Source organism: Bradyrhizobium sp. UFLA05-109, assembly GCF_054185165.1.
Genome location: NZ_JBBIAR010000043.1, coordinates 42,934 through 55,484 on the forward strand (window position 1 = coordinate 42,934; position 12,551 = coordinate 55,484).

The 12,551-nt window shown below is 58.0% G+C and carries 14 protein-coding genes and 1 pseudogene; 9 read left to right on the forward strand and 6 right to left on the reverse strand.

All coding sequences use genetic code 11. The features are described 5' to 3' along the window. Positions 1-244: 244 nt before the first annotated feature. Positions 245-1,273 carry a tetratricopeptide repeat protein gene (locus tag Q3C01_RS28110; RefSeq protein ID WP_458148538.1) on the reverse strand — a complete coding sequence of 343 codons (1,029 nt, stop codon included), beginning with the start codon at positions 1,271-1,273 and terminating at the stop codon, positions 245-247. 309 nt (positions 1,274-1,582) lie between these two features. On the opposite strand from Q3C01_RS28110, the gene Q3C01_RS28115 reads away from it, so the two are divergent. Both Q3C01_RS28115 and Q3C01_RS28120 read left to right on the forward strand, forming a co-directional pair. Next, positions 1,583-2,200 carry a tyrosine-type recombinase/integrase gene (locus tag Q3C01_RS28115; protein ID WP_458148539.1) on the forward strand — a complete coding sequence of 206 codons (618 nt, stop codon included), beginning with the start codon at positions 1,583-1,585 and terminating at the stop codon, positions 2,198-2,200. Positions 2,201-2,483: 283 nt separating this feature from the next. Continuing rightward, complete coding sequence (locus Q3C01_RS28120) at positions 2,484-2,852, forward strand: DUF2958 domain-containing protein (protein WP_458148540.1); 369 nt, start codon at positions 2,484-2,486, stop codon at positions 2,850-2,852. Between the two features lie 72 nt (positions 2,853-2,924). Here Q3C01_RS28120 and Q3C01_RS28125 read toward each other — a convergent pair whose 3' ends face one another. The 3 genes from Q3C01_RS28125 to Q3C01_RS28135 are packed head-to-tail and all read right to left on the reverse strand — an operon-like array spanning position 2,925 to position 4,819. Beyond that, positions 2,925-3,245, reverse strand: a complete 321-nt coding sequence (locus Q3C01_RS28125; RefSeq protein ID WP_458148541.1) for a hypothetical protein — start codon at positions 3,243-3,245, stop codon at positions 2,925-2,927. 30 nt (positions 3,246-3,275) lie between these two features. Next, the gene (locus Q3C01_RS28130) at positions 3,276-3,512 is read right to left on the reverse strand and encodes a DNA-binding protein (protein ID WP_458148542.1); all 237 of its coding nucleotides are present in this window, start codon (positions 3,510-3,512) and stop codon (positions 3,276-3,278) included. A 29-nt stretch (positions 3,513-3,541) separates the two neighbouring features. Beyond that, positions 3,542-4,819, reverse strand: coding sequence for a DUF4407 domain-containing protein (locus tag Q3C01_RS28135; RefSeq protein ID WP_458148543.1), 1,278 nt, complete (start codon positions 4,817-4,819; stop codon positions 3,542-3,544). 267 nt (positions 4,820-5,086) lie between these two features. On the opposite strand from Q3C01_RS28135, the gene Q3C01_RS28140 reads away from it, so the two are divergent. From Q3C01_RS28140 to Q3C01_RS28150, 3 genes are all read left to right on the forward strand, one after another. Continuing rightward, entirely contained in the window at positions 5,087-6,283 is a 1,197-nt protein-coding gene (locus tag Q3C01_RS28140; protein WP_458148544.1) for a hypothetical protein, read from the forward strand. A gap of 118 nt (positions 6,284-6,401) precedes the next feature. Continuing rightward, positions 6,402-6,932, forward strand: coding sequence for a hypothetical protein (locus Q3C01_RS28145; RefSeq protein WP_458148545.1), 531 nt, complete (start codon positions 6,402-6,404; stop codon positions 6,930-6,932). Positions 6,933-7,014: 82 nt separating this feature from the next. Beyond that, on the forward strand, positions 7,015-7,662 hold the full coding sequence (locus Q3C01_RS28150) for a hypothetical protein (RefSeq protein WP_458148546.1): 648 nt from the start codon (positions 7,015-7,017) through the stop codon (positions 7,660-7,662). Positions 7,663-7,665: 3 nt separating this feature from the next. Here Q3C01_RS28150 and Q3C01_RS28155 read toward each other — a convergent pair whose 3' ends face one another. Together Q3C01_RS28155 and Q3C01_RS28160 are read right to left on the reverse strand one after the other, a co-directional pair. Further along, positions 7,666-8,451, reverse strand: coding sequence for a type IV secretory system conjugative DNA transfer family protein (locus Q3C01_RS28155; RefSeq protein ID WP_458148547.1), 786 nt, complete (start codon positions 8,449-8,451; stop codon positions 7,666-7,668). Between the two features lie 7 nt (positions 8,452-8,458). Further along, a pseudogene (locus Q3C01_RS28160) lies at positions 8,459-9,229 on the reverse strand (type IV secretory system conjugative DNA transfer family protein); the annotation flags it as partial. A 401-nt stretch (positions 9,230-9,630) separates the two neighbouring features. Between Q3C01_RS28160 and Q3C01_RS28165 the strand changes: the two are divergent. The 4 genes from Q3C01_RS28165 (at position 9,631) to Q3C01_RS28180 (ending at position 12,287) form a co-directional block, all read left to right on the forward strand. Next, positions 9,631-9,852 carry a hypothetical protein gene (locus Q3C01_RS28165; protein ID WP_458148548.1) on the forward strand — a complete coding sequence of 74 codons (222 nt, stop codon included), beginning with the start codon at positions 9,631-9,633 and terminating at the stop codon, positions 9,850-9,852. Beyond that, positions 9,849-10,244, forward strand: a complete 396-nt coding sequence (locus Q3C01_RS28170) for a hypothetical protein (RefSeq protein WP_458148549.1) — start codon at positions 9,849-9,851, stop codon at positions 10,242-10,244. Before Q3C01_RS28165 ends, Q3C01_RS28170 begins: the two co-directional genes overlap by 4 nt. A 250-nt stretch (positions 10,245-10,494) precedes the next feature. Next, entirely contained in the window at positions 10,495-10,830 is a 336-nt protein-coding gene (locus tag Q3C01_RS28175) for a plasmid mobilization protein (protein WP_458148550.1), read from the forward strand. Then, positions 10,827-12,287, forward strand: a complete 1,461-nt coding sequence (locus tag Q3C01_RS28180; RefSeq protein ID WP_458148551.1) for a relaxase/mobilization nuclease domain-containing protein — start codon at positions 10,827-10,829, stop codon at positions 12,285-12,287. The genes Q3C01_RS28175 and Q3C01_RS28180 overlap by 4 nt, the downstream gene beginning before the upstream one ends. Positions 12,288-12,551 lie beyond the last annotated feature (264 nt).

Below are 12,551 nucleotides of genomic sequence, written 5' to 3' on the forward strand. Positions count from 1 at the left end.
GCAATTTGTCGAAGTCGGATAGGATCGGCACCAAGGAGTCGGCCATGCCTCACGATCTCCAGCATGAAATCTGGAATCCCTTCGACGAGCGCATCGTCTCGGGGGATTGGTCCCGCGATGAAATCCTCGACATGGAGCGGGGGGCAGAGCTTGGGCCGCCTACATCAATGGAGGTGCCGGCGAGCCTTATCATTTCGACTATTCGACTTGGCCAAAGATGCAGGAGCGCTCGCGCTGAAAGGAACTATCGGTCTGCCGGAAATGGTGCCGACCCAAATAGCCGCTTCCAGTTTGAGCGCAGGCAGTCGACATATTTGGCTTCGACGACCTGCGGGCTATTGCCTGCCTGGACGGCGGGTAGCCGCGCCTCAAATACGCATCTGAATTCGAGGGCCGGCGGCACCTTGCCGACGGTGTCCGCCGACGTCTTTGCTCTTCGGGCGGTCAGCTTTGCCAAATCGGCTTTAGCTGCGGCATGGCCCTGTGCGGCAGCTTTAGCGAACCAACTTCGTGCCTTCTCCATGTCGGCCGGAACACCTAATCCGCCCTCGTACAACAGGCCAACACCATATTGAGCATCGCTGTTGCCTGCGTTTGCCGCTGCCAGAGACCAACGCATTGCTTCTGCATAGTCCCTCTTCGTCCCGATGCCATTCATGTACATCGTGGCGATCATGTATTGGGCTTCGGGGAGGCCCTGATCAGCCGCTTTCTGAAACCATGGAAACGCCGCCGCAGCGTTCGTGGGGGTGCCGATCCCATTGAAATGCATCCATCCGATACGGAGTTCGGCATAGAGGTAGTTGTGAGCGGCTGATCGCGCATACCATTGCATCGCCTGCGCATAATCAACCTTCGTGCCCTGACCCTGCTCGTACATGCGCCCGAGCATATACTGCCCTTCCGGCTCCTCCTGTTGCGCGGCCTTCATGAGCCAGCTCATGGCCTGAACGTGATCGACGGCGACACCTTTCCCATCCAGATACAATTCCCCAATCTGCGTGTTGGCCGCAGCTTTTCCTTGAGCCGCCGCGCGCTGGTACCAGCTCATCGCCTGCTGGTAGTCTTGGGGCACCCCAATCCCCTGTTCATAAATTGCGCCAACAACCATTTGCGCCGATGCAACGCCGCGCTCCGCCAGCGGGCGATAGTAGGTAAGGGCAAAGGCGTAGTCCTTCCGGTCCAACGCCTCCTTCCCTTTTCTTGCGAGCTCTTCATCCGACAAGGATGCGCCCTTCACCGAATTATCGGCCTGCGCGTGCACGCCCGTCATTGTCCAATGCGGAACGGCAATTTCACTTGATAGTAGGGTTCCAAGAAGCAGAGCCCAGCGCGGCGCCTGCTGAGAATTGAAAATGCGCCTCATCAAGGCATGAAGCGGAGCGGCGCCTGGAAGCGATCGAGGCCAAGCATAACAGAATGGCCGATAGTGTTTCAGACTGCCGAAAGACTCTTGATATTTGCTGGTGAAAGCCGATAGACTCTGAGGCGAGTTTTCTGCCGATTGCACGTTCTTCGCAGATTTTTAGGGGACTTCTCGTGCTGAAACACTATCGGCCATTTTGTTTCAGCCGAGGCGACGATGCGCGAGCGTCCCTATGGAAACGGAAGCCTGTTCGGTCCGGCCGGTAGCCGGAAATACCTAAACATCTTTGAACTTCGCCGCTTCGTCGCGGCAGCCCGCCGAGCACCTCCCAAAATCCGGCTCTTTTGCCTTGTGTTGCGTTGGACCGGCGCCCGCACTTCCGAAGTGCTCGCGTTGGTGCCGGGGTCAATAGATTTTGAAACCGGTGTCGTCAGCATCGTCACGCTGAAGCGCCGAAAACGTGGGGTGGTCCGGCAGGTCCCGATCCCGCCGTGGCTCGTCGCAGAGCTAGCCTCGGCCTTCAACCTGCGGGCGACGCAACGCGATCCGCGCCTTGCAGCCAAACGGCTTTGGCGATGGAGCCGTACGACGGCCTGGCGTTATGTGAAGGCGGTCATGTGCGGGGCCCAAGTCGTCGGAACGCAGGCGATGCCGAAGGGGCTGCGGCATGGGTTTGGCGTTGGCGCCATTCAGGCCAAGGTGCCGCTCACCCTGCTTCAGCGCTGGCTTGGCCATGCCTCTCTGCGTAGCACAGCCGTCTATCTCGATGTGTCGGGCGACGAAGAGCATGAGATCGCACGGCGTATGTGGCGCAAGCCATGCCGACGTCGATGAGCCGAAATGTTCCAACGCCTCTTGGACCGTATCTGCCCCTTCGCTACAGCAGCTTTGGGTAATAGCGACCCAACGCACGTCCTTTTCTTGTCTGCCTGCGGTCGGCGATCTCTCATCATCGCCGTTCAGCATGCAAGGCGGCGCTCGCCGTCAATAGCGAACGGTGCCCGCCTACGGCCTGCCTCCCATTACGCTTTTGACCGCTTCGCTCATTCCGCCTCGCAGGTCCGAACGGCAACGAGATCGCCAATCCCGGCAGTCTCACAGCCGAAAGGGACTCGCTATGAAGCTCTTCACCGAAACCCAACGCCAAACCCTGATCGCGAATGGTCAACGTCAGGCCGCAGCTAAGGGCACATCCGACGAACTTGACCTCGAACCCGTCGTGAAACTGTTCAACCCGTGCGGAGCTGGTACGTGGCTTCTTACCGAGATCGATCCGTCTGACGAGACCATCGCCTGGGGCCTTTGCGACCTCGGCATGGGGTGCCCTGAATTCGGAACGGTCAGCCTGATCGAACTCGCCGAATATCGCAGCCGTTTCGGCCTCGGTATCGAGCGCGACCTGCACTTCAGAGCGCACGGCCCTATCTCGGCTTATATCGATGCCGCAAACAAGGCGGATCGCATCGTCGAGGATATCGGCGGTTAGCGCGACGGGGGAGGCGATCGCCGAGCGCCTCCCTTCTACGCCATCTGAGACACCCCCAAATCGGCACGCGGCTTATGAGACGTACCTGTCAGCCCTGCTCCTTGCCCGATCCTCGCGCCGCGTGGGAAGCATATGCTGCGACGGTTGCGGATGCTTCTGCTGCTGTCTCTTAGTGTTGGCCGCGACGAATTGTTCGAGGCCGGAGCCCATGAGCGCGAGGCCCTGACAGCCAATGATAGCGGCCAGGATATCCCAGAACCACGATCCACCATCGGGCCATACGAGCCGAATCGCAAAGCCCACCAGAAGACCCCCAAAGCCAAGCCAGATAAGGGCCTTCACGATGTTGCCAATATAGAGTGTGATGTTTGCGGCGCGCACGACAGCTTGCATGTGAGCCTCCCTTTGTGATCTGCATGATGTTTAATGCTCTGGCGACTTGGGAAAACGGCGCGCTTCCTGCTCCTCGATATGTTTGAGGAGCGTGGACTTCCGCGCATAGATAGTCGCGGTGCCGAGATGGAAGGTCGGTAACCGCTTCCGCGACACCAGGTAAAAAACCTTGCGCTGATATTTGGCGTTGCCATAGAGGAAGATTGCGATTGCGCGGGCGCCCTCTAGGATGTCCTCGGGCAGTTGGTTGGGCTGGTTGGCAGACATGTGTGTCCCCTTGATTGCGAGATGACTGGCTAGGCGGCAGGCGGCGGAAGATGGCCGTTAAGGGGTGATTTCCTCGGGCGGCCTCTCTTCCTGCGTGGCTCGGGCGCAGGTGGCTCGGTATCGGGCGGCTCGGGCTCAGGCCGCTCGTCCTTCTCGACCTCGCGCGGGTCCTCGCGCGTCGGCTCGTGCGGCTCGAACAGCGCCGCGCCCTGACGGGCCAGTGCCGTCGTCCGCCGCAGATGGTCAAGGGCCATCGCCGCCGCATATGCCGAGGGCACATAGATCCAGTGCGCAAGCACCGGCGCAATCTCGATGCCGAACGCGATCGCCTCGATGGCGCCCACGATAACAAGCCGCAGCGGATTCTCGCGCAGGATTTCGGAGAACGCGGTCACGCGGCCCAGAAATCCGTCACGCTTCGGCTTTCGGTCGGTCGAAGAATCCACCGCCTGCTGGATGCCCGTGTTGCGGTCCTTGATCAGCCGGTCCAGATCAGCCTTGAGGCCGTCGAGCCGCACGTTCTCTGCCGTGCGTTTTGCCTCCAGCGCGGCAAGCTGCGCCGCCCCGTTGTCAGTGGTTGTCGAGGACGTGGCCTTCGCGTTTCGGCTCGCGCGCACTGTAGTCCGGATGACATTCTGCTGAAGGACAGCGATCTGGCCATCGAGGTTGTGGGTCAGCGCCGCCTGCTCATTGACAGCACGCGTGGCGCGGGCGATGGACGCTTCGTAGACGGGTGTTGCCTGCGCAATGACCGCCCTGTTCTCCGCGAGATAGTCGCTCTCGATCTTCGCTCCGATGTCGGCTCTGTACGCCATCATGCTGACGAAGAAGGCGACAGTCGCGCTGGTGGCCACGGCCTGGCCGATCCGAAACGTCGTCACGATAGCTGAGACGTGCCCGCCGAGGGCGGTGCAGCGCAGCCCCGCTCTCCGGAGCTCCTTGAGGCCAATCCGGTGCAGCGGAAAGCGGTACAGGCAGCAGACATCGGCGACGCCGACGAACAAAGCCGCACCGCTGCCGATCGCAAACAAGGGAAGGCTGAAATGCCCGTCGCCGTAGAGGGTGTGCGCGATGAGGGTGAAGCCACCGACGTTGCTCAGCGTGCTGCCGACTGAAATCAGTCCTCGGCCAAGGATATCGCCGATCTCCTTGGGCGCAGCATGGTGGGGCAGCTGCGATGGCGTGGCACCTCCGGCTCGTGCAAGCAGCCGAGCGAGAAATCCAAGTTTGACGAGCCCGCTGTCGTCGGAGAAGGCGCTCGGCCCGTCGCCGGGGTCAGGATTGTAGCCGTTCGAATGGATGGACATTGCCTTGGTCTCCGTTGAGGGAGACCGAAAAAGACAGCATGGGGCGGGAGTAACTCCACGAGCCCAAGTCCACCTAAATTTCCCCGAATATACCGGGCCTTACCAGTGCCCACCGGTAAAGTTACCGGTCTGTACTGTAGCGAGGCTTGGGACCCGGTAAACCGGCACGCATCAATAAAAACAGTGGATCGTAGGGGCCGGCACTTCGGGCACGAACTGTTGCTCGCTAACGTTGTACGATTCAAATGTATTTGGGACAGATATTTTATGGCTGGTAAGGAAGCCGAACAGCAGGCCGCTCAAATCCATGGTGCGGTCATCCAGATCATACGGCAGTTGCAGAACACGCCGAGCATCAAAGAGTCGCAACTCAAGGAATTGTTTAGAAAATACGCGACGCGCAATGCTGAGAAGATTCCCGAAAAGTTCAATCCAGCAACGTTCGAGTGCTGGGAGCTTATCATCTTTCGCGGCAGCTTTCAAAAGGCCAAGAAAAACGGCATCAAGCAAACGCATCTCAGTCGCATCGAGGATACGCTTCGCTATCTGAAGCTGCTACCTGCCGATATCGTGATGGGTGAAAACACCTGGCCGAAGTATCTGAGCGAGATCCTTGGTCATCTCAAGAAGCAACCTTCGAAGCCGCAGGATGACCAGCAGGATCGCAATCCGGAAAAGGTGAAAGCTGCACTCTCGCTTCTTCTCGGGATGAACAGTCGGCACTACAGCGTCAATGATGCGCTGGTCGGGGAGTATTTTGGCTATCGCCGCAGCTCGACGCGCGGCCGCATCGTTCGTTTCTATATAAAGATTGATCCCTCCGAAGGGACGGGACTACTAAGTTTCACTAATCATTACTTTCAGGAGCCCGATCATTGGCTCGTTAAAGGCTGCGGGTTCAAGGTCGATGACCTGACTTATCTTGTTGGCCAAGCTCATCCGGCGGACGACGAATCCACGAGCCTTGGTCTCAGATATTTTGTGCTGGAGAAATTCCGCAGGCTCGGCTGGTTTGTGGGCCTCCTGAATTCAATGGATAAGCATGGGCGCCCCATTGCGTCGCGAATCGCCCTGATACCGGCCGCTCAACACAAACCGGTGCGTCGCAACGACGGCGTAATGCTATCCCAGGACGAGGTCCTGCAATTCATTTCGAGCAAGAATCTGGCTGCTGATGATCTAGACAGTCAGATTGAAGTGCCGCGTCCTGCTGACCTCAATGGACTCCCGGTCTCGATCTTGATCCAATCGCTTATCTGGAACGGTACGCTACGCACGCTGCATGGCGCCCGCGCCGAGATACCTGATAAGGCCAGGCGCAAGGAATACGAGGATGTCTTCGCATTTCAAAGAAAAGCGCTTGAGAGCAAACTCAGCCCGACAAACGATATCGACTTTTTTGCCCGTCTCCTCGCCTACGATGATGTTCGCGAGGCAGTTATGTCCAAGCTACCTTTGCCATAAAGTGTTGGCCTTTCCGTCGCCTGATAATTCAAGTCAGATCAACGGGATAGAATGAAACTTTTGGAGCCGAATGTCCCCTCTGGTATGATCCTGTCAGAACAATCCCATGGGGGCATTCATGATCGAAGTGCACAAAATTCAAGATAGCCAAACCGGCGAATTTACCTTCGAGCAATATCTCAAGGACGGCGTGCTTCACCGCGATCCCAATGTCGGCCCGGCGCTCGTTCGTCGCACGCCGAAGGGTACTGGCATTCTGAGGGCGTATTATTGGAAGGGTAAACTGCACAGCCCCGATTATGGACCGGCTATCACCGAATGGAATGAAGGCGACATCATGCCCTGCAAGAAGGGGTGGTTCCGGAACGGCTATTTGCATTCTACGCGCGGACCGGCCGTTTGGTCCCTCAAGAAGGACCACGATGATGGGCCATTTGCACTGACTGATGCGTATTTCGTTCATGGCTACAATTATCGCGACCCCGACCAAGGACCGAAGCTTATCCATCGCGACTGGCAAACGGGCAGTACGACGGTCTGCCAATTCACCTCCAAGAAAAAGTTCATTGGTCCCAGTCCAAGCGAAGCGGCACTTTCAAAGCTCTTCAAGCGTCGCGCGGACCGGGCAAACTACGACCTGATGCCGTAAGGCATTTGGGAACGTTCCGTAGAGCATTGTAAGCGTCGGTACTCGCTCTTGTTCCGTCTTGCCGCAGAGCTAATCTGCCTGAATGAACATCGAATTCGTCTATGTGCCGCCTCGCATGGAATTTGATCCGCAGCTTGCGGACGAAGTCGCGCGCCTTGGGCGGCTCTCGCCGCCCGTGGAGGCGGACGATCCGACGCCACTCACGAGGCGCAGTCCGTTCGATGGCTATTCTCGTTCGCTAACGTCGGACGGCGGGATCTTGATCACTTACAAGGATCTGAATCGCAGTCTCGTCTGCAAGAGCTTGAAGATCTCTGCATGCCTTGCAGTCACGCTCCCGTTGCTCAGCCCTATCCTCGATATGCCGCTGCTTTCATCCACTCAGCTTCTCAGCGCTGCCGCGCTGGGGCTCGTCGACTGGATCATTCTGAAGTCGAAGGTGAAGAAGAGGCATTCCGTCGAAATCCGGCCCGATTGCATGATCATCGACCGTAAGGACATCTTCTGGGCGGAGGACATCGGTGACAACTGGCCCGAGTTGGTGCCGGATCAGGAAGAACCGACGAAAATCAGCATCTCCGGTATCTGCGGAACGCGGTACATCGAATACATGACTGCCAATCGCATCGATGACAACTGCCCTATGCCGGAAGTGCTGATGGCTCATCTGCAGGAGGCGATGGAACAGCTCTGGGGCCGACGCGAAGTAACCTTCGCATCGGCCTCCTAGACCTCACTCGCTCGCAAACATGGGGCGCAGGTCGAGCATGCCGCGAGCCGTCTGCATCGCACGATCCCGGATCATCTGCACTTCGGCATGCTCGAGCCGCAGCGCGGCCGCGGGCGGCATACCTTCCATCAGCAGCAACTGGCTGTGCCGTTGCCGTGAAAAAGCGGTGCGCAACTCAAACGGCGCAATCAGCTTTTCCATGCGACCCGCTGCGTAGCGCAGCGTCTCCTCGTCGCCATTTGCGAAGAATTGTAAAAGTCCGGCATTGCCGAGGAATGTTTCCCAACCGGTCTTGTAGTGGCGCTGCAGCTGCGTGATATCCTGAAGCACCACCCACAATTTTACGCCAAAGCCGGGGAAGTAAGCAGCCGCACGCTCCATGATCTCCATATGACCAAGAGTCGCGAACTCTTCCATCATGAAGAGGATCGGCGGACGCGTGCGCGGGTATGGCCCCATCCCTTCAAGTACCGTGCAGGCGAGTTGCACGATGAGCCTCAGCCAGCGCGAATGCTTTTCCATACGGCCAACCGGCAGGCACAGGAAGATGGTGGCGGGCTGGTCGCCGCGTAGCGCCGACAGATGGAAATCCGAGTGCCGCAAGATGCGCCGAAGCATCAGACTGTCGAGAAAGTCCGTCTGTGTTGCTGCTGTGCTGAACACGCTCCCACGCTCCGTCTGGGGTGTGTTGAGGAAACGGTTCGCGGCCCGCCGCCGCAATCCCGCCGAAGCGATCCCCAAGCGCTGCCATGCGATTGAGGAGCGCCTGCACGGCAATCTTGTTCGCATCGAAGTAAGCCTGCTTTTCCTCCTTGGACGCCTCGGCAAGCGCCTTGGCTGCCGCCACCTTCACGGCGTCGGCGAGCGGCTTGTATGTCAGGCACAACAGTTCACGCACCGTAACGAGATTACGTTCCTCCTCTTCCAACGATAGCGCCAGGAGAATGATGCCGGTCAGGAGCGTGCGCGCGCTGTCGTTCCAATGCTGCGAACGGCCATCTCCATCTGAGACAACGAGTGCGTTTGTGATCGATGCGACGTCATCGATCAGTGTGGGACTGTCAGGATCGAGCTCATCCAATGGATTGTAGCATGCGCTCGGCTCGCCTGATTGGCCGAATGGGTCGAGCGGATAGACCTTGTGGCCCATCGCCCGACGGAAATTTGCTGAGCGTGCGAGTTCGCCCTTCGGGTCGAGGATCAATGCTGATCCCGGGTAAAGATAGAGATTCGGTTCGAGGACAGTCGAGGTCTTGCCGGCGCGCGAGCCGGCGATCGTCACCATCGGGCGATCATCAAGATGCCCGAGGAACTCGCCACCCAGTTTGCCGACGATAATCTGACCCATCTCGAACCGGTAGCGCAGCAGCTCCGATGGCGACATCCAGTAATTGACGCGCTCCCGGTCGGCCTCCAGCCTCGGCAACAGCACACCGCGCGGCAAGGCCTTGCCGAACAGCTCTTGGGTCCTCGCATCGAAATTGGGCAGCGTCGGGTATGCCCTTAGCCGCACATCGCTCGCCAAAGTCCGCCACTTCCTTCGTTCACTTCTAAGCCACTCAAACATGGTCACCTCCGTTGTTGACCATTGACGGCTACCGTGAGGAGCAAGGTTCGTCGTTCGGAACGTCTGGGAAAGATCGGTAAGATCGATGGCGCTTGTTGTGGGCGAAGGCCGCGCCGATCATGTAATTTAGTTTTGCCTTGGCGTTCCTTGACGCTGCCGGCGGCGGTCGCCTGTTACTCACGAACTCCTTTCTGAGAAGCCACCGGGGGCTTGAAAGACGCGGGTTCTATTGTCCCTTCCGCCGCTTGGCCCATCCCTCAAAAAAGACAGAAGCCCTTTCGCTCACGCGAAGAGGGCTTTGCTTTTTTGACCTGACGGCAAGGGGAGGGCCGCGTCGTAAGGGCCAATGACGAACCGCATCAAGCCCCGCTGTGGGGCTTCTTTTCAGCAAGGAGAATATCATGAGCAATAGTCAACCGGCCTTTATCGCCTATAGCGTCAAGGAACGCGAAGGCAAACAGGCCATCTGGCGGAAAATCGGCGCAGTCTTCGCCCACAACAAGGGCGTAGGTTTCAACATCGAGCTTGACGCCCTGCCTCTCGGCGACCGCATCGTTCTGCGCGAACCGAAGGAAGACAAGGCCGAAGTCAAAACTGAAGCCGACAAGGGGGGCGCTCAATGAGCGCCCCTTACTCACTCAATACGCCTTCCAACATTCGCGGCTTGTCAATGTGGAAGCGTCTCAGAGAGTTATGGCGTCCCTACATGATGGACGGCGATGGTAGCCCGGAGCCGTTCACATGGGCCGCCAATGGCGGGTACGCAGCTTGTTTCGATCCCAACAGCGGACGCATCTTTGCGACTATCTGGAATGACGGGCACGGCAAATTTTACCCTGTCGTCTTTGTCCCAATGCGTTCGGCCATCCGGATCATCCGCTATGAGCCGGTGATGAACATTCGCTTGCGCGCGCTTCCCCGCATCGCCATCGAACTGTTGCGCTTGAAGTGCAGCTCGATGCGCGAAGCTCAATATGAACTCGAAATGTTCTTGATGTTCTGGGAAGTAGTGTAGCGCCCGCACATCAGATCAATGAAAGAGCTCGCCTGACAAGCGGGCTCTTTTTTTGTTTGCGCGGATAAAAATCGAAAATCCGGGAATGTCTCAGATTACAAATCCTTTCGGTACGAATGAGAAATGCTGAAGCGTAAATTGGGCAAAAGGTAGCGAGTTGTGTTTCGCGGACCGCGAAACCTCGTTTAGGGGCCAATTTGTATGGCCCCTAAAAACCCAGGACGCATGCGCTCTGCAAAGAAAGATAAAAATGGCCCGACCTCGATTGCCCAATCCACGAAATACGCAACTGAAGCTGTATTTCACCGCAGGTGAACTCGCCAGCATAAAGAGCCGTGCAGAAGCGCTCGGCATGCGTCCGGTGCATTTTGGACGGGCGGTACTGCTCGCCGGTGGACCTTTTGCGGTCCAAACCGAACGCGCGTCGAGTGCCACAGGCCAGATCTTGGTGCAACTCTCGCGGCTCGGTAACAACCTCAATCAGATGGTGCGTCATCTACATATGATGAATGACCCGTTGCCTGCCGATCTTGAACCGCTGCTCGCCGATATTCGCGCGATCCTTGCTAGGGAACAGAGCCGATGATTCCGAAAATCTCCGGTAGCGGCTCGTCCTTCAAAGGGCTCTCCGATTACCTGATGCACGATCCAAAGGCGCAGACGGATGAGCGCGTCGCCTGGACCCATACGCACAATCTCGCGAATGACTACGTGCCGGCTGCTGTCAATGAGATGTACATCACCGCGGAAAGCGCCGAGTGGTTAAAGCACCAGGCCGGCGTCCGCGCCGGCGGGCGTCCAACGGAAAATCCCGTCAAACATGTCAGCCTCAATTGGGCCGTCGAAGATAAGCCCTCACGCGAGCATATGATCAAGACCGGCGAGGATTATCTACGGCATATGGGCTGGTCAGACCATCAGGTCATCATGGTGGCACATCAGGATAAGCCTTATGCGCACCTTCATATGATCATCAATGCCATTCATCCGGAGACCGGAAAGGCGCTCGATGACAGCTTTGAAAAGCGCCGCAGCCAGAAATGGGCCCTTCTTTATGAACTGAAGCAAAATCGTGTGCATTGCACGGAGCGGCTGAAGAATGTCGGGGAACGCGAGCAGAATATGCCCCGCAATATCTGGATGGAATTTAAGCCGAACGAGCAGGAATTTCGTAAATCCGAGCAGCAATTTCTGCAAAATCCGGAAATTGAACAATATCGGCCAGAAAATCGGCGCGCGGCCGAATGGGAAATCTTCAAGCAATTCCAACGTGAAGAGCGAGATGAATTTATTGCTGAAGGGAAATCGAAATTCAAGCAGTTGCGGTCCGAGATTTATCGGGAAGTGCATGGCGAATTTCGAGAGCGCTGGGCCGAATATTATAAGGCCGAGAAAAATAGGACGGAGACTGCCCCTGCGCAGCTGGCCGCCGTGAAGGCAAAAATCGTCGCCGACGAAAAAGCGGCCCTTGAACCGAAGCGCGAAGCGGCCTTCAGGCAGCTTCGCGAGCAGCGTGACGTTGAGAGGGAAGCTTTGAATGCTCGGCAGCGGGAGGTAAAGGCTGAGTTCAGATCGCGGCTCGAAACCGGCATGGACAATTCCGACCTCTTTGCGGGTTTGGCAGCGAGGTCAGGCAATAAAGCAGCGATGCGTACAGGTTTTCGTGAAGCCGGGCATGAGGCGACATCGCGGCGGATTGACACCGTTGAGACGCCGTTCATTGGCAAGCTCATTGATGCTCGCCTCGAGCCGATTTCCAGGGCGCCATGGAGACCCGATGCCCGAAAGGGCCAAGCCAGGGAAAAGGATGCCGGCGACGCGGCGAAGCGCAGGACGATCGGTGCCGTAGGTGGCCTTGTCGACGGCGTCTTTTCCATGCTGACCAATCTGGGCTCGGCACGGCCGGAGCCTGTTTCTGCCGCGGAAAGGGCGGACCAGTTCCGCGAAGCCGCCGAAAATGCCCTTAAGCAGGAGCAGCACCGAGGGCGCGAAGAGGAGGACGCCGCCTGGCGCGAGCGTCAGAAGGTTCATACCCGAGAATGACCAAGGGGCCGGTCCAGCCACGACCGGGCCCCCAGCGAGCTCGGCACCTAAGGCGGAGGAACGAGACGTCCAAATAAGATCTTTATTGGCCTCGCGTGAGGGTCTGCCCGAGGAAAGCGCTCAAATCGAGCGTCCGGATTCAGCAATGCCATCGGACGACGGAGCGTTATTTGAGATCAATGCTGAGTTTCGACGGAAGTTGGCAGGGCTGCGCTTTCTGCCGCGCCACGCTCGCGCTGGGGCCCGGCGCGAAGCGCGCGAGTG

Coding starts and splice junctions, on each gene's coding strand:
- Q3C01_RS28135 (WP_458148543.1), bottom strand. CDS start 4,819: ATGTCCATCCATTCGAACGGCTACAATCCTGACCCCGGCGACGGGCCG.
- Q3C01_RS28110 (WP_458148538.1), bottom strand. CDS start 1,273: ATGACGGGCGTGCACGCGCAGGCCGATAATTCGGTGAAGGGCGCATCC.
- Q3C01_RS28170 (WP_458148549.1), top strand. CDS start 9,849: ATGAGCGCCCCTTACTCACTCAATACGCCTTCCAACATTCGCGGCTTG.
- Q3C01_RS28145 (WP_458148545.1), top strand. CDS start 6,402: ATGATCGAAGTGCACAAAATTCAAGATAGCCAAACCGGCGAATTTACC.
- Q3C01_RS28165 (WP_458148548.1), top strand. CDS start 9,631: ATGAGCAATAGTCAACCGGCCTTTATCGCCTATAGCGTCAAGGAACGC.
- Q3C01_RS28180 (WP_458148551.1), top strand. CDS start 10,827: ATGATTCCGAAAATCTCCGGTAGCGGCTCGTCCTTCAAAGGGCTCTCC.
- Q3C01_RS28155 (WP_458148547.1), bottom strand. CDS start 8,451: ATGCGAACAAGATTGCCGTGCAGGCGCTCCTCAATCGCATGGCAGCGC.
- Q3C01_RS28130 (WP_458148542.1), bottom strand. CDS start 3,512: ATGTCTGCCAACCAGCCCAACCAACTGCCCGAGGACATCCTAGAGGGC.
- Q3C01_RS28115 (WP_458148539.1), top strand. CDS start 1,583: ATGCGCGAGCGTCCCTATGGAAACGGAAGCCTGTTCGGTCCGGCCGGT.
- Q3C01_RS28120 (WP_458148540.1), top strand. CDS start 2,484: ATGAAGCTCTTCACCGAAACCCAACGCCAAACCCTGATCGCGAATGGT.
- Q3C01_RS28175 (WP_458148550.1), top strand. CDS start 10,495: ATGGCCCGACCTCGATTGCCCAATCCACGAAATACGCAACTGAAGCTG.
- Q3C01_RS28140 (WP_458148544.1), top strand. CDS start 5,087: ATGGCTGGTAAGGAAGCCGAACAGCAGGCCGCTCAAATCCATGGTGCG.
- Q3C01_RS28125 (WP_458148541.1), bottom strand. CDS start 3,245: ATGCAAGCTGTCGTGCGCGCCGCAAACATCACACTCTATATTGGCAAC.
- Q3C01_RS28150 (WP_458148546.1), top strand. CDS start 7,015: ATGAACATCGAATTCGTCTATGTGCCGCCTCGCATGGAATTTGATCCG.